Raw genomic sequence first — 20,448 nt, 5'->3', positions numbered from 1 at the left:
AATACTAGCATGAGAGTGTTTTTACCCAATAAAGACTTAATAACTAAAGACTTGACTATTAGCCAAGCTAAAGCGTAATTCTCAATTTTTATATTATAATACCCAATCAATGCGTTTAATTTCTGTTTTCAATATTGACACTTAAAGGATAAAAGATGAATATTTTTCAAACGAGTTTGAAATGTTGCGTGGGGTTGGTTTTATTTATGGGGGTCTTATTAGGGGATTCTAAAGCTTTTAAGGTTAGGGTGGATAAAAGTTTGACTCCGCCCTTTTTGAATGTGCTTTCATTAGCTTTTAAACAAGACATGAAAAAAGAGATCATTTTTGTGGTTACCAAAAGCAACAAATTGAGTAAAAAAGTGCTTTGTGATTTTGACGCTTTTTTATTGCCTGAGACTCTGATGAGTGGCATGCCTAAAAAAGCGCTATTCCATAAGGAGTTTTTATTCCAATCTAAAGAAAATAAGACGCTCTATGTGTTTTCGCTGATTGATTCTCAATATTGCTCAAAAGGTGGAAATTACAGATACGAACTAGAAAAATTAGAACGCTGGTTTGTGCAAAAAGCGCCTGAGTTGGCTGAAAGCTATAGGGTGAATTACAAAAATCAATACAATAAAACACAGATCCCACAAAAATAAAGAATGAGCGATGATTTTAGTATTAGATTTTGGGAGCCAATACACACAGCTGATTGCTAGAAGATTGAGAGAGAGTGGGATTTATGCAGAAATAGTCCCTTTTTTTGAAAGCGTAGAAAACATTCAAAAAAAAGCCCCTAAAGGTTTGATTTTGAGTGGGGGGCCAGCGAGCGTGTATGCTAAAGACGCTTACAAGCCTAACGGGAAAATCTTTGATTTGAATGTGCCGATTTTAGGGATTTGCTACGGCATGCAATATTTGGTGGATTTTTTTGGGGGGGTAGTGGTTGGTGCGAATGAGCAAGAATTTGGTAAGGCTGTTTTAGAAATCACTCAAAATTCTGTGATTTTTGAAGGCGTGAAGATTAAAAGCCTTGTGTGGATGAGCCATATGGATAAAGTCATAGAATTGCCTAAAGGCTTCACTACCCTTGCAAAAAGCCCTAATTCGCCCTATTGCGCGATTGAAAACGGCAAGATTTTTGGCTTGCAATTCCACCCAGAAGTCATTCAAAGCGAAGAAGGGGGTAAGATTTTAGAAAATTTTGCCCTTTTAGTTTGCGGCTGTGAAAAAACTTGGGGGATGCAGCATTTCGCTCAAAGAGAAATCGCGCGATTGAAAGAAAAAATTGCTAACGCTAAGGTGCTGTGCGCGGTGAGTGGGGGCGTGGATTCTACGGTGGTCGCTACGCTATTACACAGAGCCATTAAGGATAATTTGATCGCTGTTTTTGTGGATCATGGCTTGTTGCGTAAAAATGAAAAAGAAAAAGTCCAAGCGATGTTTAAAGACTTGCAAATCCCTTTAAACACGATAGACGCTAAAGAAATCTTTTTGTCTAAATTAAGGGGCGTGAGCGAGCCTGAATTGAAGCGAAAAATCATCGGCGAAACCTTTATTGAAGTGTTTGAAAAAGAAGCCAAGAAGCACCATTTAAAAGGCAAAATTGAATTTTTAGCCCAAGGCACTTTATACCCTGATGTGATTGAATCCGTGAGCGTTAAAGGGCCTTCAAAAGTGATCAAAACCCATCATAATGTGGGCGGACTGCCTGAATGGATGGATTTTAAACTCATAGAGCCTTTAAGGGAATTGTTTAAAGATGAGGTGCGATCGTTAGGTAAAGAATTAGGCGTTAGCCAGGATTTTTTAATGCGCCACCCCTTTCCAGGGCCTGGACTTGCTGTAAGGATTTTAGGCGAAATCAGTGAGAGTAAGATCAAACGCTTGCAAGAAGCGGATTTTATCTTTATAGAGGAGCTTAAAAAAGCCAATTTGTATGACAAGGTTTGGCAAGCTTTTTGCGTGCTGTTGAATGTCAATTCTGTGGGGGTTATGGGGGATAATCGCACTTATGAAAACGCTATTTGTTTGAGAGCGGTAAACGCGAGCGATGGCATGACGGCGAGCTTTTCGTTTTTAGAGCATTCTTTTTTAGAAAAGGTTTCTAACCGCATCACTAATGAAGTGAATGGTATTAATAGGGTGGTGTATGATATTACCTCTAAGCCGCCAGGAACGATTGAATGGGAATGATTATCTTAAAAATAGCGCTAAAAGTAGGATTTTTTGGGTAAGATTAGGAATTGATTTTAAATAAAAAGAAAGAAAGGAAGTTAATGAAAAAAGGTAGTTTAGCAATCGTTTTAGGATCGTTGTTAGCAAGTGGGGCGTTTTATACGGCTCTAGCTGATGGAATGCCTATGAAGCAACAGCACAATAATGGTGAGTCAGTGGAGTTGCATTTCCATTACCCCATTAAAGGCAAGCAAGAGCCTAAAAACAGCCATTTAGTTGTCTTAATCGAGCCTAAAATAGAGATCAATAAGGTTATCCCTGAAAGCTATCAAAAAGAGTTTGAAAAATCTTTAGTCCTCCAATTGAGTAATGTTTTAGAAAGGAAGGGTTATAGCGTTTCGCAATTTAAAGATGTTAGCGAAATCCCTCAAGACATCAAAGAAAAAGCGTTGCTCGTTTTACGCATGGATGGGAATATGGCGATTTTAGAAGATATTGTGGAAGAAAACGATGCAACGAATGAAGAAAAGGTTATTGACATGTCTTCAGGGTATTTGAATTTGAATTTCGTTGAGCCAAAAAGTGAAGATATTATCCATAGTTTTGGTGTTGATGTTTCAAAGATTAAGGCTGTGATTGAAAGAGTGGAATTGCGGCGCACGAATTCTGGAGGTTTTGTCCCCAAAACTTTTGTGCATAGGATTAAGGAAACCGATTATGACAGAGCTATTAAAAAGATCATGAATCAAGCCTATCACAAAGTGATGGTGCATATCACCAAAGAGTTAAGCAAAAAACACATGGAACGTTATGAAAAAGTTTCTAGTGAAATGAAAAAGCGAAAGTAGTTTTTAAGAAACGAAAAGCTTAGAATCATTTAGAGCTGTTTTTAAAAAAGCAGCTTTTAAAAGGGTGGGGGGAGTTGGATTAGGTGTTTTTTGAGCGTTAATTTTGATTTTAGCGGTATTTTTGAAAAATTACGCTCAAAAATTAGAAAATTCAGTTATAATAACGCTTCATGTGAAAATTTCGGGGCGTAGCGCAGTCTGGTTAGCGCACTTGGTTTGGGACCAAGGGGTCGAAGGTTCGAATCCTTTCGCCCCGACCACTTTTTTTGCGTAATTTGTTGTTCTGTTTAAAATTCTTTGGTAGAATATCGCTTCCTTTCATTGAATGGTGGGAGTAGCTCAGTCGGTTAGAGCATCAGATTGTGGTCCTGAGGGTCGTGGGTTCGATTCCCATCTTCCACCCCATCTCATAAAATAAGCGTTTTACCGAGTTTATGTTAGTTATTCCTTTATTTGAATTGTAGGCGTTCGTAGCTCAATTGGATAGAGCACCAGACTTCGGATCTGGGGGTTAGGGGTTCGACTCCCTTCGGGCGTACCACCTAACATTAATACCATTCAATGCGCTTGTAGCTCAGCTGGATAGAGCAACAGCCTTCTAAGCCGTAGGTCGCAGGTTCGAGTCCTGCCAAGCGCACCACTTTTGACATTCTTTAAAGAGGAGTTATGGATTTCTTAGAGTGGGGATTACTCATTTTCTTGATTCTTGTTTTTCTTATAGGCATAGGATACTACATCTTTATGGTTTTTTCTTCTAAAGATTGATCATTAAAATAGCCCAATGACAAGTGGTAGGGTTGGAAATCTCTAAAACACAGATCTTACATGGAAACATTCAATAAAAGCGGTTATAAAAACCTAAAAAGTGAAACATGTAATAAGAATAAAAGACATGCACATTATCCGTGACTTTATCGCACCGAACAGGGAAAGCTTTTTGACTACGACCTATGCAAAATCCTACTATAAAAATATTAAATAAAGCAAGACTTGTTAAAAATTAAGGCTCCGTTTTTAATTGAATTTCAATCATAAAATGTAAAAATACTCAAAGCATCGCATCAAGCAATATAGCGATCTGAAAAGAGGCTCACAATTGGGATAAAGCCCGCTTTTTAGGGATAAATAAAAAGCGCTTTCAAACTGCATGGCCAACTTTATGGGGCGAAGCGTTTCTAATTTTTGGTATAATCGCTAGAAATTATGAGAAAGATTTTATCTTGTTTGAGTGGGGTTTCGCATGCGTTTATTATTGCGGTGGGTATTGGTATTATCGCTCTTTTTAAATCCTTTGAGAGCGGTTGAAGAGCATGAAACAGATGCGGTGGATTTGTTTTTGATTTTCAATCAAATCAACCAACTCAATCAAGTCATTGAAACTTACAAAAAAAACCCTGAAAGAAGTGCTGAAGTCTCTCTGTATAACACCCAAAAGAACGACTTGATTAAAAGTTTGACTTCTAAAGTGTTGAATGAAAGGGATAAGATCGGGATTGATATCAATCAAAATTTAAAAGAGCAGGAAAAAATCAAAAAGCGTTTGTCTAAAAGCATTAAGGGCGATGATTTCTACACTTTCATGAAAGATAGATTGTCTTTAGATATTTTGTTGATAGATGAAATTTTGTATCGTTTTATAGATAAAATCAGGAGCAGTATTGATATTTTTAGCGAACAAAAAGATGTGGAAAGTATCAGCGATGCTTTTCTTTTGCGTTTAGGGCAATTCAAACTCTACACTTTCCCTAAAAATTTAGACAATGTCAAAATGCATGAATTAGAGCAGATGTTTAGCGATTATGAATTGCGTTTGAACACTTATACCGAAGTCTTGCGTTACATTAAAAACCACCCTAAAGAAGTGCTTCCCAAGAACTTGATCATGGAAGTGAATATGGATTTTGTGTTAAACAAAATCAGCAAGGTTTTGCCTTTCACAACCCATAGCTTGCAAGTGAGTAAGATTGTGCTTGCTTTGACGATTTTAGCCTTATTGTTAGGTTTAAGGAAATTGATCACTTGGCTTTTAGCCTTATTATTAGATCGTATTTTTGAAATCATGCAGCGCAATAAAAAAATGCATGTCAATGTGCAAAGCAGCATTGTTTCGCCGGTTTCTGTCTTTTTGGCCTTATTCAGTTGCGATGTGGCTTTAGACATTTTCTACTACCCTAACGCATCGCCCCCTAAAGTTTCTATGTGGGTGGGCGCGGTGTATATCATGCTTTTAGCATGGTTAGTGATAGCACTCTTTAAAGGCTATGGGGAAGCGTTGGTTACCAATATGGCTACCAAAAGCACGCACAATTTTAGAAAAGAAGTGATCAACTTGATTTTAAAAGTCGTGTATTTTTTGATTTTTATTGTCGCGCTTTTAGGGGTTTTGAAACAACTAGGGTTTAACGTTTCAGCCATCATCGCTTCTTTAGGGATTGGGGGGTTAGCGGTGGCTTTGGCGGTTAAAGATGTGTTGGCGAATTTTTTTGCTTCTGTCATTTTATTGTTAGACAATTCGTTTTCTCAAGGGGATTGGATCGTGTGCGGTGAAGTGGAGGGCACGGTGGTGGAAATGGGGTTAAGGCGCACCACGATCAGAGCCTTTGACAACGCTCTTTTGTCCGTGCCTAATTCAGAATTGGCCGGAAAACCCATCAGGAATTGGAGCCGGCGTAAAGTGGGGAGGCGTATTAAAATGGAAATAGGTTTAACTTATAGCTCCAGTCAAAGCGCTTTACAGCTTTGCGTGAAAGACATTAAAGAAATGTTAGAAAACCACCCTAAAATCGCTAATGGAGCCGATAGCGCTTTGCAAAACGCGAGCGATTACCGCTACATGTTTAAAAAAGATATTGTTTCTATTGATGATTTTTTAGGGTATAAAAACAATCTGTTTGTCTTTTTAGATCAGTTTGCGGACAGCTCTATTAATATTTTGGTGTATTGCTTTTCTAAGACGGTGGTTTGGGAAGAGTGGCTAGAAGTCAAAGAAGACGTGATGCTAAAAATCATGGGGATTGTAGAAAAGCACCATTTGAGTTTTGCTTTCCCATCACAGAGTTTGTATGTGGAGAGTTTGCCAGAAGTTAGCCTGAAAGAAGGGGCTAAAATCTAAAACTTGCAATTATTGGTAGATGTATTCTTTGGTTAAGGGGAAAGTGTTATCCACGCTGTTGGTTAAGAGCAATTGGAATAAATCCGCGCTCCCCACCCTGAAAGCGGAAGCGCAAGTCCTTAAATACAGATCCCACATGCGGATAAAGCGTTCGTCATAGCCGAGTCTTTTCACTTGGTCTAGATTGTGGTTGAAGTTGTCTCGCCAAATGTCTAAAGTCTTAGCGTAATGGATGCGTAAGCTTTCAGCCATGAGCAAGTGGAAGTCGCATTCGCTCATCACGCTCATCACTTCTCTTAAAGAGGGCAAATAACCGCCCGGGAAGATGTATTTATCCACCCATGCGTTAGTCTTGCCTTCAAAACAGCATAAAATGGAGTGGAGCAAAAACATCCCGCCTCTCTTCAACACTTCTTTAACTTTTTTGAAATAAAAGGGCAAATTATCCTTACCCACATGCTCAAACATGCCCACGCTCACCACCTTATCAAAGCGGTATAAGCGCCCATCTAAATCCTGGTAATTCAATAACTTGATCGTTACTTTATCCTCTAGCCCTAACTCTTGGACTCGTTTGTTAGCCTGTTTGTATTGCTCGCTAGAAATGGTGATCCCCATCACTTCCGCCCCGTATTCTTGCGCGGCTTTTACAGAGAGATAGCCCCAACCACAGCCTATATCCAGCAGTTTTTCGCCAGGCTTTAGGTGGAGCTTTTTTAAAGTGTGATCTAATTTTTGGAGTTGGGCGGCATGGAGGGTGTCATCGTCTTTTTTGAAATACGCGCATGAATAGCTTAAGGTTTCATCCAGCCAGATAGAATAAAAGTCATTCCCTAAATCGTAATGTTTAGAAATGTTGGAGCTTTCTTTGACAGGTTTTTGGATAGCTTTAGCGTTATCATGTTTGTGCAAATGCTCATAATTGGTTTGCAAATACAAAGAGTGCATCACCTCATCCATAGAGCCTTCAATATCAATCACGCCGTCCATATAAGCCTCAGCGATCGTCAAAGACATGTCTTTTTTAATATCGCTAAATTTCAGGGGGCGATGGATTTTAAGGGTGAATTTAGGCGAATGTTCGCCATTCCTATAAACGCTATTATCCCAAAAAACGACCTGATAATCGCCGTTTTTCCACTGCTTGAACATGCTTTTGAGCAAAAATTTTGAAATCATCTGTCTATTCCTTGAACTCATTTTTCAATTTTTTGAGCGTTAATTATAATGAATTTTAAGCTAAAAACACCCCACAAATAAGCATAAATTCAACCTCTATTCTCTAAATTTTTAAAAGCATGTTAAAATTAAGAGATTTAAACAAATTTAAGGTAACACGATTATAAAGATGCAAAAATCACTGATCACAACCCCCATTTATTATGTGAATGATGTCCCTCATATTGGCCATGCTTATACGACTTTGATTGCGGACACTTTAAAGAAGTATTACACGCTTCAAGGCGAAGAAGTCTTTTTTTTAACCGGCACCGATGAGCATGGGCAAAAGATCGAACAAAGTGCGAGATTGAGAAATCAAAGCCCTAAAGCTTACGCCGATAGCATTAGCGCGATTTTTAAAAACCAGTGGGATTTTTTCAATTTAGATTATGATGGTTTTATCCGCACCACAGACAGCGAGCATCAAAAATGCGTGCAAAACGCCTTTGAAATCATGTTTGAAAAAGGGGATATTTATAAAGGCACTTATAGCGGGTATTATTGCGTGAGCTGTGAGAGTTATTGCGCGATTTCTAAAGCGGACAACACGAACGATAAAGTCCTATGCCCTGATTGCTTGAGGGAGACCACGCTTTTAGAAGAAGAGAGTTATTTTTTTAAATTGAGCGCGTATGAAAAGCCTTTATTGGAGTTTTACGCTAAAAACCCTGAAGCGATTTTGCCTATTTATCGTAAAAATGAGGTAACTTCTTTTATTGAGCAGGGTTTATTGGATCTGTCTATCACGCGCACGAGCTTTGAATGGGGCATTCCTTTGCCTAAAAAAATGAACGATCCTAAACATGTGGTGTATGTTTGGTTAGACGCTTTATTGAATTATGCGAGCGCGTTAGGGTATTTGAATGGTTTAGACGATAAAATGGCGCATTTTGAATGCGCTAGGCATATTGTGGGTAAGGATATTTTGCGTTTCCATGCCATTTATTGGCCGGCTTTTTTGATGAGTTTGAATTTGCCCTTATTCAAACAGCTTTGCGTGCATGGGTGGTGGACGATAGAGGGCGTGAAAATGAGTAAGAGCTTGGGTAATGTTTTAGACGCTCAAAAGCTCGCCATGGAGTATGGGATTGAAGAATTGCGTTATTTTTTATTGCGTGAGGTGCCTTTTGGGCAAGATGGGGATTTTTCTAAAAAAGCGTTAGTAGAAAGGATTAATGCGAATTTGAATAACGATTTGGGGAATTTGTTGAATCGCTTGCTAGGCATGGCTAAAAAATATTTCAATTATTCTCTAAAAAGCGCAAAAATCACCGCTTATTATTCTAAAGAGCTAGAAAAAGCGCATCAAATTTTAGATAACGCTAATTCTTTTGTGCCTAAAATGCAATTGCATAAAGCTTTAGAGGAATTGTTTAATATTTATGATTTTTTGAATAAACTCATCGCTAAAGAAGAGCCGTGGGTTTTGCACAAAAACAACGAATCAGAAAAACTAGAAGCCTTATTGAGCTTGATCGCAAACGCACTGTTGCAATCAAGCTTTTTGCTCTATGCGTTCATGCCAAAGAGCGCTATGAAATTAGCGAGCGCTTTTCATGTAGAAATCACACCCAATAATTACGAACGCTTTTTTAAAGCTAAAAATTTACAAGACATGATTTTACAAGACACCGAGCCTTTATTTTGTAAAATGGAAAAAGTGGAAAAAGAAGCCCTACCAGAAAAAACAGAAAAAAACGAAAAGAAAAAAAAGCAGAAAAAGAAAAAGCCCCACCAACACAAGAAAACTATATCGGCATTGAGGATTTCAAAAAAGTAGAGATTAAAGTGGGGCTTATTAAAGAAGCTCAAAGGATTGAAAAATCCAATAAATTACTGCGCTTAAAAGTGGATTTAGGCGAAAATCGTTTGAGGCAGATCATCTCAGGGATCGCTTTGGATTATGAGCCTGAAAGTTTGGTAGGTCAAATGGTGTGCGTGGTGGCTAATTTAAAACCTGCAAAGCTTATGGGCGAAATGAGTGAGGGCATGATTTTAGCGGTGCGAGATAATGATAATTTGGCTTTAATCAGCCCTACCAAAGAAAAAATCGCAGGAAGTTTGATCAGTTAAATGCGATTAGGGGTGAATGAAGCCGTAGAATTGAGTTTGGGCGAATTGCAAAACACGCCCTCAATCAGCTATTTTAATTCTATTGTTTTGTCTTTAAATAAGGTACAAAAAGGCTCTTTATTTGCCGCTAAAGATCATGCGCTCATTCCTAAAGCTTTAGAGTTAGGGGCTTATGGGATTTTATACGCAGGAGAATATCCTTTAAGCGATAGGGATGTGGCATGGATCAAGCTTAAAGATATAGAGCATTCTTTGAATCATTTGTTTAAATTTTGCTTGTTGAATGAGCGCGTGGTCGGGGCGTTACTAAGCCCCATAGAATTAGAGATCGCTTCTAAAATCATCGTGAGCGATTTTGTGTGGTGCTTGAAAGAGAGTCTTGAAGATTTATTCATTATAGAGGGGTGTAAAATAGCGTTTTTTGATAAATTGGAGTGGCTTCATTTGTTTTACAAGCAAGAGCGCTTGAAAGAAGATTTGAAAGACGATCTAAAAGAAAGCCGGTTGATTGTTCTCAACCAATCGTTTTTTTGCAGCGCTTTAGTCTATGAAAAACAAGAGTATGAATTAAAAATGCCATGCGTCTTTTTAGAGCCTTTAAAAAGAGTCATTCAATTGTGCGAAAAATTACAAATTGAATTTGATTTGAATCTTTTAAGCAAGAAAGAACCTGCTTTAGATCATTGCAAACCCTTTTTTGTGAATAAAAATTTAGAAATAGCCCCTTATGGCGCAACGGCAAGGGTGGTTGTTGCTGAGACTTCAAAAGAATTGTTTGAAATGATGCTTCAAAAAGCCCTTGAGACTTTATCGTGGGGGAAAATTGTCGTGTTTTGTCGTAAAAACAGCGCGGCTTTCTTTGAAAAAAATAACCCTTATTTTTACACCACTCAAAACAACTTAAAAGAGCAATTAAAAAATTTAGCGTTTAATTTCGCTTTTATTTATGGGATTAGCTCTCATCATTTAGAATCCCTTTTAAACCCCCCTCTTTTTAAAAAAACCCCCACGCTATGGTAAGTCATGCTCATTTGTAACGATAAATTCAATCCAAAAACCCTTTTAGAAGAAATCATGGCGTTAAGGCCATGGCGTAAAGGCCCTTTTGAAATTTCTCAAATCAAGATTGATAGCGAATGGGATAGCTCTATTAAATGGGATCTAGTCAAAAACGCCACTCCTTTAAAAGATAAGGTTGTGGCTGATGTGGGTTGCAATAACGGCTATTACTTGTTTAAAATGCTAGAACATGGGCCTAAAAGTTTGGTGGGGTTTGATCCGGGCGTTTTAGTCAAAAAACAATTTGAATTTTTAGCCCCCTTTTTTGATAAAGAACAAAAGATCATTTATGAGTCTTTAGGGGTAGAGAGTTTGCATGAAAAATACCCTAACGCTTTTGATGTCATTTTTTGCTTAGGGGTGCTATACCACAGAAAAAGCCCGCTAGAGGCTTTAAAAGCCTTGTATCATGCTTTAAAGATAAAAGGGGAGCTGGTGCTAGATACGCTTATTATTGATTCGCCCCTAGACATCGCTCTTTGCCCTAAAAAAACTTATGCTAAAATGAAAAACGTTTATTTTATCCCTAGCGTTAGCACGCTAAAGGGGTGGTGCGAAAGGGTGGGGTTTGAAAATTTTGAGATTCTTAGCGTTTTAAAGACCACGCCTAAAGAACAGCGTAAAACGGATTTTATTTTGGGGCAAAGTTTAGAAGATTTTTTGGATAAAACAGATCACTCTAAAACTTTAGAGGGGTATGACGCTCCTTTGAGGGGGTATTTTAAGATGCTTAAACCAAGCAAGCGTTAAAATAAAGGATAAGATAGTGCAAGAATCAGTCGTTCATGTGGATTATGACTCTTTAGAGACTTGTAAGAATTTCAAACCAAGCGTTGGCACTGAACTAGTCGTTTTAGAAAAAGATATAGCCCATGCGCGTTTCAAGGGCAATGAAAGCATGGTGTATGAAGAAAATTTTGTGCATGCCGGGTTTGTGCTTATTGCGTGCAATTATGCGGCCTTGTGCGCGTTGAATAAAAGACACAGCGTGGTGGTTTCTAATAACATCAATTTTTACGCCCCCCTAGAATTGAATCAAGAAGCGCTCATTAAGGCACAAGTCATTCAAGATGGCGTGAAAAAAGCTGAAATAAAAATAGAGGCGTTTGTGTTAGACATTCAGGTTTTAGAGGGAATGATAGAAATCGTGGTGTTTGATAAAAAGCCTTTTAAATTCAATTTTAAAGAAGAGTAGTTAAATGGTTATTGCTTTAGTCGTGGATAGCTTTAAAGACACCAGTAATGGCACTTCTATGACAGCGTTTCGTTTTTTTGAAGCGCTGAAAAAAAGAGGGCATGTGATGAGAGTGGTTGCCCCTCATGTGGATAATTTAGGGAGTGAAGAAGAAGGGTATTACAACCTTAAAGAGCGCTATATCCCCCTAGTTACAGAAATTTCACACAAACAACACATTCTTTTTGCTAAACCGGATGAAAAAATCTTAAGGAAGGCTTTTAAGGGAGCGGATATGATCCATACTTATTTGCCTTTTTTGCTAGAAAAAACAGCCGTAAAAATCGCGCGAGAAATGCGAGTGCCTTATATTGGCTCTTTCCATTTACAGCCAGAGCATATTTCTTATAACATGAAATTGGGGTGGTTTTCTTGGCTAAACACCATGCTTTTTTCGTGGTTTAAATCTTCGCATTACCGCTATATCCACCATATCCATTGCCCGTCAAAATTCATTGTAGAAGAATTAGAAAAATACAACTATGGAGGGAAAAAATACGCTATTTCTAACGGCTTTGATCCCATGTTTAAATTTGAACACCCGCAAAAAAGCCTTTTTGACACCACGCCCTTTAAAATCGCTATGGTAGGGCGCTATTCTAATGAAAAAAATCAAAGCGTTCTCATTAAGGCGATTGCTTTAAGCCGATACAAGCAAGACATTGTATTATTGCTCAAAGGCAAAGGGCCTGATGAGAAAAAAATCAAACTTTTAGCCCAAAAACTAGGCGTAAAAACGGAGTTTGGGTTTGTCAATTCCCATGAATTGTTAGAGATTTTAAAAACTTGTACCCTTTATGCGCACACAGCCAATGTGGAAAGCGAAGCGATTGCGTGTTTAGAGGCTATTAGCGTGGGGATTGTGCCTGTTATCGCTAATAGCCCTTTAAGCGCAACCAGGCAATTCGCTCTAGATGAACGATCGTTATTTGAGCCTAATAACGCTAAAGATTTGAGCGCTAAAATAGATTGGTGGTTAGAAAACAAGCTTGAAAGAGAAAGAATGCAAAACGAATACGCTAAAAGCGCTTTAAACTACACTTTAGAAAATTCAGTCATTCAAATTGAAAAGGTTTATGAAGAGGCGATCAGAGATTTTAAAAATAACCCCCATCTCTTTAAAACCTTATCGTGATAAAAGGATAAAAAATGCAAGAAGTCCATGATTATGGGATTAAATTTTGGAGCAATAACGAATTTAAGATAGAAAAAGGCTTGGTTAAAGTTTGTCATGGCAAAAACCCCTCGCTTTTAGAAATCGTTCAAAGCGTGCGCGATAAGGGCTATAGAGGGCCTTTGTTGGTGCGATTCCCCCATTTGGTACAAAAACAAATCAAAAGCCTGTTTGATGCGTTTTCTTCAGCGATTAAAGAGTATCAATACAGCGGGGCTTTTAAGGCGGTTTTCCCTTTAAAGGTCAATCAAATGCCCTCGTTTGTTTTCCCTTTAGTGCAAGGGGCTAAGGGCTTGGATTACGGGTTAGAAGCCGGGAGCAAGTCTGAACTCATCATTGCGATGAGCTACACTAACCCTAAAGCCCCTATCACCGTGAATGGTTTTAAAGACAAAGAAATGATTGAGCTTGGCTTTATCGCTAAAAGCATGCAGCATGAGATCACTTTAACGATTGAGGGTTTGAATGAATTGAAAACCATTATCGCCGTGGCTAAACAAAACGATTTTGTAGCATGCCCTAAAATTGGCATTCGCATCCGTTTGCACAGCGCTGGCACTGGCGTTTGGGCAAAGAGTGGGGGGATCAATTCTAAATTTGGTCTTAGCAGCACTGAAGTTTTAGAAGCGATGCGCCTTTTAGAAGAAAACGACTTACTAGAGCATTTCCACATGATACATTTCCACATAGGCTCTCAAATCAGCGATATTTCGCCCTTAAAAAAGGCTTTAAGAGAAGCGGGTAACTTGTATGCAGAATTGCGTAAAATGGGCGCTAAAAATCTTAATAGCGTGAATATTGGAGGGGGGTTAGCCGTAGAATACACCCAGCACAAGCACCACCAAGACAAAAACTACACTTTAGAGGAATTCAGCGCTGATGTGGTGTTTTTATTGAGGGAAATTGTGAAAAATAAGCAGGAAATCGAGCCGGATATTTTCATTGAATCAGGCCGTTACATTTCCGCTAACCATGCCGTTTTAGTGGCCCCGGTGTTAGAATTGTTCTCGCATGAATACAATGAAAAATCCCTAAAAATCAAAGAAAGTAATAACCCCCCCTTGATTGATGAAATGCTAGACTTGCTCGCTAATATCAATGAAAAAAACGCCATTGAATACTTGCATGATAGTTTTGATCACACCGAGTCGTTATTCACGCTTTTTGATTTGGGTTATATTGATTTGATTGACAGGAGCAATACCGAAGTTTTAGCCCATTTGATCGTCAAAAAAGCGGTGCAATTGCTTTATGTTAAGGATCATAACGATATTTTACGCATTCAAGAGCAGGTCCAAGAGCGCTATTTGTTGAATTGCTCGTTTTTCCAAAGCTTGCCGGATTATTGGGGCTTGAGACAGAATTTCCCGGTCATGCCCTTGAATAAATTAGATGAAAAGCCCACCAGGAGCGCGAGCTTGTGGGATATTACTTGCGATAGCGATGGGGAAATCGCTTTTGATTCCACAAAGCCCTTGTTTTTGCACGATATAGATATAGATGAAGAAGAATACTTTTTAGCGTTCTTTTTAGTGGGAGCGTATCAAGAAGTTTTAGGCATGAAGCACAATTTATTCACACACCCTACGGAATTTAGCGTGGTTTTTGATGAAAAAGGCGATTATGAAGTGGAAGATATTTGCGAAGCCCAAACGATTTTAGACGTGTTAGACGATTTGGACTATGACACTAAAGAGATCGAGCGCCTTTTAAAGCAAAAAATTGAAGACAACAACCAACTGGACATGGAAGAAAAGAAAGAAATCATGGGGCGCTTGTATGTCATGCTGAGCGAAAACGGGTATTTGCGCACGATTTCTTAAACGCAAAAACCCACTAAAAACGCTTTTTGTTGGGTTTTTATATTGTTTAAGATCTTTAAGACTTCTTTAGATTTCATTTAAGGATATTTTCCATGATTTCTTTCACTATTTTAGGGTGCAAGATTTCGCCAGAATGAAAAGGCAAAACCTGCCTGATCTTATCTTTCACATAAATTCTATGGCTGCCTTTTTGCCTAGAGAAAACAAATCCATTCTGCAATAATAGCTTCTCTGCTTCTTTAGCTGTGAGTCGTGGCAATTCAGGCAAAAGCTATCTCAATGGGTGCTATTACAGAATTTTTCTTAGAAAGAAAAGCTAACTCATCGGCTTCTAAATCTCCCAAATAAAGCTCTATGGCTTCTTTAATGTTTCTTAGGGCTTCTTCATAACTTTTCCCTTGTGATACACAGCCTTTTAGAAAGGGGACAAAAGCAAAATACCCATTCTCATCTTTTTCTATGACAGCGTTTATAAGCATGGCACTACCTTTGAGTGAATTTCTTATGATTATACACATAATACATTTTAAACAAAATTAAATGGACAGGTTAGGGGGAGAATGAAAAAAGAAAAAATAAAAGAATAAAAGAGAGATTAAAAAAGGGGACCCCTCACAAGAGAGTAAGGGGGGGTTTATTCTACATTACCCTCCGCATTATTTAACTCCTCGCCAGTGATAATATCCCTCTCCTTAATCACATTACCCTCCTCGTCATAATCCTCATCTCTAAAACCATAAGACCAAAGATTATCGGCTAAAACGCCAGGAGTTAAGCCCGCACATGTTAAATCATACTTATTGATACCACCATCGCATAAGAGTTGCGCTACAAATTTCGCCTCTTTTTTGTTTCTAGGTAAAAACCTCGCCCACTCTTCCAAAGTTACACCCTCACTCTTACCATCAGGTCGTTTCATTTTTTTCGCATAAGTTTCAATCACTTTACAGAATAGAGTAACATCACCCATGAGCATATCATCGAAAGTATCAAAGAAACACTCATCAGTATTTCTGTTTTCAATCATAGCATTCCATTCCGCATCGCTATGATGCTTTAAGTCCGCCATAAAAGAAAGCGAATGAATGATAATCAAACTCGCTTGAAACCCCATTCCACCATAACTCATCGGCGAGAATAACAAACCAAGTCTTTTGCTTCTTTTTTCGTTAGCGTAAGCGTTAGCAAAGACCATAAAAGGGCTAGTGGTATCATCGGGGAAATCAAAGTCCAATTTGAACTTGCTTTCTTTTTCTTTAGCAGTTGAAGTCCTTTCCTTAACACTCGGACCGCTCGTAACGATTTTAATCCCTTTTAACAAATCCTCTCCGCTTTTTTCAGCGTGAAGTCTCATATGCTCGGTCAATGGAACTTTATTGAACCACTTTAAGAACTTATCGCTATTGAAAGCGTATGTGGCTTCGTTGCCTTTTTGACTCCTCAAGGTTACACGATTAAACCCAATGCTAATGACTTTAGCCTCCACCACTTTGTTATTGATTGTGGCTTTGACTAACGCGCCTAGTTTTAATTTATTTTCATTTTGAAAACCCATAAAATACTCCTTGGTAAAAATTTGTTTTAAAATCCGCTATAATTGTCCGTTCAATGTTTTTTAATGTTCTTTATCTTTTTGGCATGGCTTGTTCTTCCTTGTTGTGGGGTGGGCGTTTTTCAAACGCCCCCTTATTTTGAGTGATCGCATCATTTAATGTCTTTCAAAAGAGCGTTTTTAAAAGCTTTAATGGTGCTTTCACCTACCAATTCAGCGATACGATAACGAGCGATTAAAAAGTCTAATAATTTTTCACTCCTTTCTTTGATTTGCACGACTCCAAAAGAAGCGTTTTTAGCCACTTCTTTTTCACTATAAGAGCCTTTCAGGTATGCCTTTCTTTTTTCATCAAAAGGCTTGTTGCTTAAAGAGCTGTTAGCGTTTTTAGGAATTAAGAGCAAGTTCCCTAAAGCATGCACGATATGGGGGTTTTTAGCCCAACTTTTTTCTTTAGCGCTATAGCCTTGATCGGGTTTTTGGGGCAAGATATGCTCAATGCTTTCTATACTGCTATCAAAATTCAGAGTCGTTTCAGGGTTATGGTATAGCTCGTATTCATAAAGCAAGTAATTCAGCGCATTTTTCCACTCATACCATTTTTTAGCATTATTAAAATTAATATTATTCTCAAGCAGTTTTAAGCCACTATGCTCTCCCTTGAAAAAATCTTTTTCTAGCGTTGGGAGATCTTCAATGATTATTTTATCTCCCCAAAATCTACACGCTTGAATCGCTTTGAAGGCTAATCTAATCCATTCTTTTTTAGCCGTATCCTTGCCAGCAACCCCATAGATCAAAAACCCGAAACGCTCCAAATATTCTAATAAGCCCTCTAATTCTTTGGTGGTGTAATGCCGTTCACTGCCACTTCTTACAGCAAGCTGGATGGTTAAAAGAGAGAGCAATAAGGGCAGAAAAGCGTTGGCACTCAAAGCGTTTAAGCGCCGCATCTTGTCTAACAAGCCGCGCATTTTAGGCGTGATTTCAATCTCAAGTTCTTTATCAAGTTCTTTATCATTAGGCATGTGTAAAAAAACCCAAACCTTAGAAGAATAAGAAAGATAAAGTAACAAATCATTTATTTTTTCATATTCGTCATATAGGTCGTCGTATTTTTTATGGGCGTCAAATTCCATTTCCAATAACCTTTCTTTAAACTTGTTGCTGTTCTCGCCATAATAATACGCTACAAAATGCTTTAAAAACCTCTCTAAATCATCGTCTTCAAACTGCCTCAAATCGTGATAAATCTTAGTGTAAGTGTCATTGATTTCTTGTTGAAGATTTTCTAAATCTTCTTCATCGCAAATCTTGTGCGACACAAAATGCAAGCGGTTTTTTAGCAATTCCAGAGTGGATAGATCTTTACCACGATTGTTAATCGTTTCAAAAGAGCTGAAGGGATCGATCCTGTTATCGTTCAATCCCACCACGCTAAAAAGCATTTTCTTTATAAGGGCGTCAAACATTTTTTCAAGCGCTTCAATGGGCGTATTGCTGATTTTTTCTTGAAAAAATGCATAAGCCTCAATAAGATTTTTAGCGTAAAAAGAAGTTTTGAACGCTTCCAGATCCTTTTCTTCTTCAGTGATCGCCCTAAAAGCTTCACTCAAACCATAATACTTATAGGACAGAATGGGTTCAAGGTTGATTAAAGAATACTTTGGGTCTTTGTTTTGGGTAATCTTGGCTAAAAGACCCAGTAAAATCAGGCTTGTAGCCAATCGTTGCTGGCCGTCTATGATTTCAAACGCGCTGCTTTCAAGCTCATTTTCAGTCTCTCTTAAGGTTAAACTATGCATGTAATGGAATTTATCTCCCAGCTTAGAGACATGCTCTAAATCGTTCCAAAAATCCTTCAATTGCCTATCCTGCCATGCATACCCCCTTTGATAGCTGGGGATTTCAAGCACGCCTTTTTCAATCACTCCGTCTAAATTTAACAATTCCATTAAAATCCTTTCATAAATTTATGGGTAAAAACCCATAATTCTTTAATTTTTTCGCTCAATCAATTTTGGTTGTCCAAGTCGGGTGCTGTGCGTGAAATGCCAAGTGTTTTTATTGACTAATTCTTCGTATTCTTGGCTCCCTTTTTGAGTGCAAACGCCCTCAACCTTTAGTGCTCCCTCTTCATCAATCCCAATAGTGTAATGGTCAATCTTTAGGGCAAAAACGCTCCGTTGGACTTCAGTCCCTCTAGTCGTTGAATCCTCATTCACAATGCCAATGATATAATCCGCTTTACGCATGAGTTCAAAATGCTTGTGCTGAGCCGCTTTGCCCATTCTTGGACGAAAACCTGTCAAAGTGCATTCATCGCACCACTCTTTAAAATCCTCATTTCCTGGAATGGTTCCTTTATACGCGCCTGAAACCATGCACAACAACAAATTGTATTTTTCATGCGCTTTCAAATCTTCTAACTGAGCCATCGTCTCTCCTTTGAATTTAACTCTGTAAGCCCCACTGGTTTAAAAATGGGGCTTATGGAATCAAATTCTTTAAAAAGATTGCGGTGTGGGTTAATGAAAAGGTTAATAATAGAGGGAATAATAAAAGGTAAAAGATTTTTAAATCGGTTTTGGTAAAAGTTATGGTAGCGTTACTTGATTACTTGATTGCTTGGGTGATTGAATGATTGAATGATTGAATGGTTGAATGATTGAATGGTTGAATGATTGAATGCCATTTCTACCCCTTTTTTGTAAAAAAAGATGACTTAGAGTGTTGTATCTAGTGGTATTTAATCAATGGTTAATGGTGCGTTTTATCTTATTTTAAATGATGATGCGTTTTTATCTTATTTTAAATGGTGATGCATTTGTTTTTATTTTATGATGCATTTGTTTTATTTAATGATATGTTTGATTTAATTTAACGATGTGTTTGATTTAATGATGTGTTTTATTTTAAAGCTTTATTCTCTACCCCCTTAATTCCAATCACTCCCCAATCATTTCCAATAACTTTTATCCATTCCTTCCAAACTCTAAAATTCCTTCCAAACTCTAAAATTCCTTTCCGACTCTCAATTTTCTTTCAAACTCTAAAATTTCTTTCACATTCCAAAAACTTTAAGCAAACTTTAAGCATTACATGTCTATAATTACATTTCGTTTTTAAAGACAAGCTTTAAAAGTTCTTTAATTTGAAACCACTCAAGCAAGTTCTAAAAGCTAAAAGCTTTAATATAAAGCCCACTAGCTGATTAAACTTGGCGATCAAAAAAGATTAGGGATCAAGCATTTTTAGTCTTCTTAAAGGGTTTAACATTCAAGAGCGATTATAGCAAGTTTTTAAAGAAAACGAAGTTATTTGATTTAACATTGTTAATAGCCTATGTAAAAGTAAAGTAAAACTACAATAACTCTGTCTTATATTCATTAAGGCAGTGGTAGCGCTGAAGAATATTCGTGCAATTGTCGTTATTCATTATAAAAGGGCGGGTTTTAAAGGATATTTTAAAATTTAAAACAAGCTTTTAAGAGCAGATGGCGGATGCCTTGCCAAAGAGAGGCGATGAAGGACGTACTAGACTGCGATAAGCTATGCGGAGCTGTCAAGGAGCTTTGATGCGTAGATGTCCGAATGGGGCAACCCAACTAATAGAGATATTAGTTACTCTTTAATAGAGAGCGAACCTAGTGAAGTGAAACATCTCAGTAACTAGAGGAAAAGAAATCAACGAGATTCCCTAAGTAGTGGCGAGCGAACGGGGAAAAGGGCAAACCGAGTGCTTGCATTCGGGGTTGAGGACTGCAACATCCAAGAGAACGCTTTAGCAGAGTTACCTGGAAAGGTAAGCCATAGAAAGTGATAGCCTTGTATGCGACAAGGCGTTCTTAGGTAGCAGTATCCAGAGTAGGCCAGGACACGAGGAATCCAGGTTGAAGCCGGGGAGACCACTCTCCAACCCTAAATACTACTCTTTGAGCGATAGCGAACAAGTACCGTGAGGGAAAGGTGAAAAGAACCGCAGTGAGCGGAGTGAAATAGAACCTGAAACCATCTGCTTACAATCATTCAGAGCCCTATGATTTATCAGGGTGATGGACTGCCTTTTGCATAATGATCCTGCGAGTTGTGGTATCTGGCAAGGTTAAGCGAATGCGAAGCCGTAGCGAAAGCGAGTCTTAATAGGGCGAACAAGTCAGATGCTGCAGACCCGAAGCTAAGTGATCTA

At 38.2% G+C, this 20,448-nt stretch carries 17 protein-coding genes, 4 tRNA genes, 1 rRNA gene and 1 pseudogene; 17 read left to right on the top strand and 6 right to left on the bottom strand.

Annotation, left to right across the window (positions count from 1 at the left end; translation table 11 throughout):
* Nucleotides 1-155: 155 nt before the first annotated feature.
* The 9 genes from AYS37_RS05245 (at nt 156) to AYS37_RS05205 (ending at nt 6,123) form a co-directional block, all read left to right on the top strand.
* Nucleotides 156-644, top strand: coding sequence for a hypothetical protein (locus AYS37_RS05245; protein ID WP_001020235.1), 489 nt, complete (start codon nt 156-158; stop codon nt 642-644).
* Between the two features lie 10 nt (nt 645-654).
* Nucleotides 655-2,181: a glutamine-hydrolyzing GMP synthase gene (gene guaA / locus AYS37_RS05240; RefSeq protein WP_000604665.1), complete on the top strand. Its 1,527-nt coding sequence runs from the start codon at nt 655-657 to the stop codon at nt 2,179-2,181.
* Nucleotides 2,138-2,245: a neuraminyllactose-binding hemagglutinin-like domain protein gene (locus AYS37_RS08985; RefSeq protein WP_080023696.1), complete on the top strand. Its 108-nt coding sequence runs from the start codon at nt 2,138-2,140 to the stop codon at nt 2,243-2,245. Before guaA ends, AYS37_RS08985 begins: the two co-directional genes overlap by 44 nt.
* 19 nt (nt 2,246-2,264) lie before the next feature.
* The gene (hpaA2, locus tag AYS37_RS05235) at nt 2,265-3,011 is read left to right on the top strand and encodes an HpaA2 protein (RefSeq protein ID WP_000715722.1); all 747 of its coding nucleotides are present in this window, start codon (nt 2,265-2,267) and stop codon (nt 3,009-3,011) included.
* Between the two features lie 182 nt (nt 3,012-3,193).
* A tRNA-Pro gene (locus tag AYS37_RS05230) sits at nt 3,194-3,271 on the top strand.
* A gap of 68 nt (nt 3,272-3,339) precedes the next feature.
* Nucleotides 3,340-3,416 (top strand) — tRNA-His (locus tag AYS37_RS05225).
* Between the two features lie 59 nt (nt 3,417-3,475).
* Nucleotides 3,476-3,552, top strand: a tRNA-Arg gene (locus AYS37_RS05220).
* Between the two features lie 22 nt (nt 3,553-3,574).
* Nucleotides 3,575-3,651, top strand: a tRNA-Arg gene (locus AYS37_RS05215).
* Nucleotides 3,652-4,251: 600 nt separating this feature from the next.
* The gene (locus AYS37_RS05205; RefSeq protein ID WP_001238030.1) at nt 4,252-6,123 is read left to right on the top strand and encodes a mechanosensitive ion channel family protein; all 1,872 of its coding nucleotides are present in this window, start codon (nt 4,252-4,254) and stop codon (nt 6,121-6,123) included.
* A gap of 9 nt (nt 6,124-6,132) precedes the next feature.
* Here AYS37_RS05205 and cfaS read toward each other — a convergent pair whose 3' ends face one another.
* Nucleotides 6,133-7,302, bottom strand: a complete 1,170-nt coding sequence (cfaS, locus tag AYS37_RS05200; RefSeq protein ID WP_000623811.1) for a cyclopropane fatty acid synthase — start codon at nt 7,300-7,302, stop codon at nt 6,133-6,135.
* 169 nt (nt 7,303-7,471) lie between these two features.
* Between cfaS and metG (AYS37_RS05195) the strand changes: the two genes are divergently transcribed.
* The 7 genes and pseudogenes from metG (AYS37_RS05195) to speA all read left to right on the top strand — a co-directional run bounded on the left by metG (AYS37_RS05195) (nt 7,472) and on the right by speA (nt 14,707).
* The gene (gene metG / locus AYS37_RS05195; RefSeq protein ID WP_001874687.1) at nt 7,472-9,124 is read left to right on the top strand and encodes a methionine--tRNA ligase; all 1,653 of its coding nucleotides are present in this window, start codon (nt 7,472-7,474) and stop codon (nt 9,122-9,124) included.
* A pseudogene (gene metG / locus AYS37_RS09065) lies at nt 9,091-9,417 on the top strand (methionine--tRNA ligase subunit beta); the annotation flags it as partial. The gene metG (AYS37_RS05195) and the pseudogene metG (AYS37_RS09065), both read left to right, overlap by 34 nt.
* Nucleotides 9,418-10,437, top strand: coding sequence for a hypothetical protein (locus tag AYS37_RS05190; protein ID WP_001236441.1), 1,020 nt, complete (start codon nt 9,418-9,420; stop codon nt 10,435-10,437).
* A gap of 3 nt (nt 10,438-10,440) precedes the next feature.
* Nucleotides 10,441-11,226 carry a tRNA 5-methoxyuridine(34)/uridine 5-oxyacetic acid(34) synthase CmoB gene (cmoB, locus tag AYS37_RS05185; RefSeq protein WP_000903872.1) on the top strand — a complete coding sequence of 262 codons (786 nt, stop codon included), beginning with the start codon at nt 10,441-10,443 and terminating at the stop codon, nt 11,224-11,226.
* A gap of 16 nt (nt 11,227-11,242) precedes the next feature.
* Complete coding sequence (locus AYS37_RS05180; RefSeq protein WP_001158293.1) at nt 11,243-11,671, top strand: hotdog domain-containing protein; 429 nt, start codon at nt 11,243-11,245, stop codon at nt 11,669-11,671.
* Nucleotides 11,672-11,675: 4 nt separating this feature from the next.
* On the top strand, nt 11,676-12,845 hold the full coding sequence (locus AYS37_RS05175; RefSeq protein ID WP_000233897.1) for a glycosyltransferase family 4 protein: 1,170 nt from the start codon (nt 11,676-11,678) through the stop codon (nt 12,843-12,845).
* 14 nt (nt 12,846-12,859) lie between these two features.
* Complete coding sequence (gene speA, locus AYS37_RS05170) at nt 12,860-14,707, top strand: arginine decarboxylase (RefSeq protein ID WP_001158550.1); 1,848 nt, start codon at nt 12,860-12,862, stop codon at nt 14,705-14,707.
* Nucleotides 14,708-14,780: 73 nt separating this feature from the next.
* Here the strand turns inward: speA and AYS37_RS05165 are convergent, their stop codons facing one another.
* The 5 genes from AYS37_RS05165 to AYS37_RS05145 form a co-directional block, all read right to left on the bottom strand.
* On the bottom strand, nt 14,781-14,975 hold the full coding sequence (locus tag AYS37_RS05165) for a type II toxin-antitoxin system HicA family toxin (RefSeq protein WP_001114660.1): 195 nt from the start codon (nt 14,973-14,975) through the stop codon (nt 14,781-14,783).
* Nucleotides 14,968-15,186, bottom strand: a complete 219-nt coding sequence (locus tag AYS37_RS05160) for a type II toxin-antitoxin system HicB family antitoxin (RefSeq protein WP_000906664.1) — start codon at nt 15,184-15,186, stop codon at nt 14,968-14,970. The genes AYS37_RS05165 and AYS37_RS05160 overlap by 8 nt, the downstream gene beginning before the upstream one ends.
* Before the next feature lie 155 nt (nt 15,187-15,341).
* On the bottom strand, nt 15,342-16,262 hold the full coding sequence (locus AYS37_RS05155; RefSeq protein ID WP_000506790.1) for a hypothetical protein: 921 nt from the start codon (nt 16,260-16,262) through the stop codon (nt 15,342-15,344).
* A gap of 149 nt (nt 16,263-16,411) precedes the next feature.
* Nucleotides 16,412-18,214: a DUF262 domain-containing protein gene (locus AYS37_RS05150; protein WP_000421848.1), complete on the bottom strand. Its 1,803-nt coding sequence runs from the start codon at nt 18,212-18,214 to the stop codon at nt 16,412-16,414.
* A gap of 42 nt (nt 18,215-18,256) precedes the next feature.
* Nucleotides 18,257-18,697: a hypothetical protein gene (locus tag AYS37_RS05145; protein ID WP_000057817.1), complete on the bottom strand. Its 441-nt coding sequence runs from the start codon at nt 18,695-18,697 to the stop codon at nt 18,257-18,259.
* A 1,039-nt stretch (nt 18,698-19,736) separates the two neighbouring features.
* Between AYS37_RS05145 and AYS37_RS05140 the strand changes: the two genes are divergently transcribed.
* Nucleotides 19,737-20,448 (top strand): 23S ribosomal RNA (locus AYS37_RS05140); the annotation flags it as partial.

Source organism: Helicobacter pylori NQ4053 (assembly GCF_000274605.1).
In the GTDB taxonomy this organism is placed as follows: domain Bacteria; phylum Campylobacterota; class Campylobacteria; order Campylobacterales; family Helicobacteraceae; genus Helicobacter; species Helicobacter pylori_CV.
This window is presented reverse-complemented; position numbering and strand designations above follow the sequence as displayed.

Coding starts and splice junctions, on each gene's coding strand:
- AYS37_RS05245 (WP_001020235.1), top strand. CDS start 156: ATGAATATTTTTCAAACGAGTTTGAAATGTTGCGTGGGGTTGGTTTTA.
- guaA (WP_000604665.1), top strand. CDS start 655: ATGATTTTAGTATTAGATTTTGGGAGCCAATACACACAGCTGATTGCT.
- AYS37_RS08985 (WP_080023696.1), top strand. CDS start 2,138: ATGATATTACCTCTAAGCCGCCAGGAACGATTGAATGGGAATGATTAT.
- hpaA2 (WP_000715722.1), top strand. CDS start 2,265: ATGAAAAAAGGTAGTTTAGCAATCGTTTTAGGATCGTTGTTAGCAAGT.
- AYS37_RS05205 (WP_001238030.1), top strand. CDS start 4,252: ATGCGTTTATTATTGCGGTGGGTATTGGTATTATCGCTCTTTTTAAAT.
- cfaS (WP_000623811.1), bottom strand. CDS start 7,302: ATGATTTCAAAATTTTTGCTCAAAAGCATGTTCAAGCAGTGGAAAAAC.
- metG (WP_001874687.1), top strand. CDS start 7,472: ATGCAAAAATCACTGATCACAACCCCCATTTATTATGTGAATGATGTC.
- AYS37_RS05190 (WP_001236441.1), top strand. CDS start 9,418: ATGCGATTAGGGGTGAATGAAGCCGTAGAATTGAGTTTGGGCGAATTG.
- cmoB (WP_000903872.1), top strand. CDS start 10,441: ATGCTCATTTGTAACGATAAATTCAATCCAAAAACCCTTTTAGAAGAA.
- AYS37_RS05175 (WP_000233897.1), top strand. CDS start 11,676: ATGGTTATTGCTTTAGTCGTGGATAGCTTTAAAGACACCAGTAATGGC.
- speA (WP_001158550.1), top strand. CDS start 12,860: ATGCAAGAAGTCCATGATTATGGGATTAAATTTTGGAGCAATAACGAA.
- AYS37_RS05160 (WP_000906664.1), bottom strand. CDS start 15,186: ATGCTTATAAACGCTGTCATAGAAAAAGATGAGAATGGGTATTTTGCT.
- AYS37_RS05155 (WP_000506790.1), bottom strand. CDS start 16,262: ATGGGTTTTCAAAATGAAAATAAATTAAAACTAGGCGCGTTAGTCAAA.
- AYS37_RS05150 (WP_000421848.1), bottom strand. CDS start 18,214: ATGGAATTGTTAAATTTAGACGGAGTGATTGAAAAAGGCGTGCTTGAA.
- AYS37_RS05145 (WP_000057817.1), bottom strand. CDS start 18,697: ATGGCTCAGTTAGAAGATTTGAAAGCGCATGAAAAATACAATTTGTTG.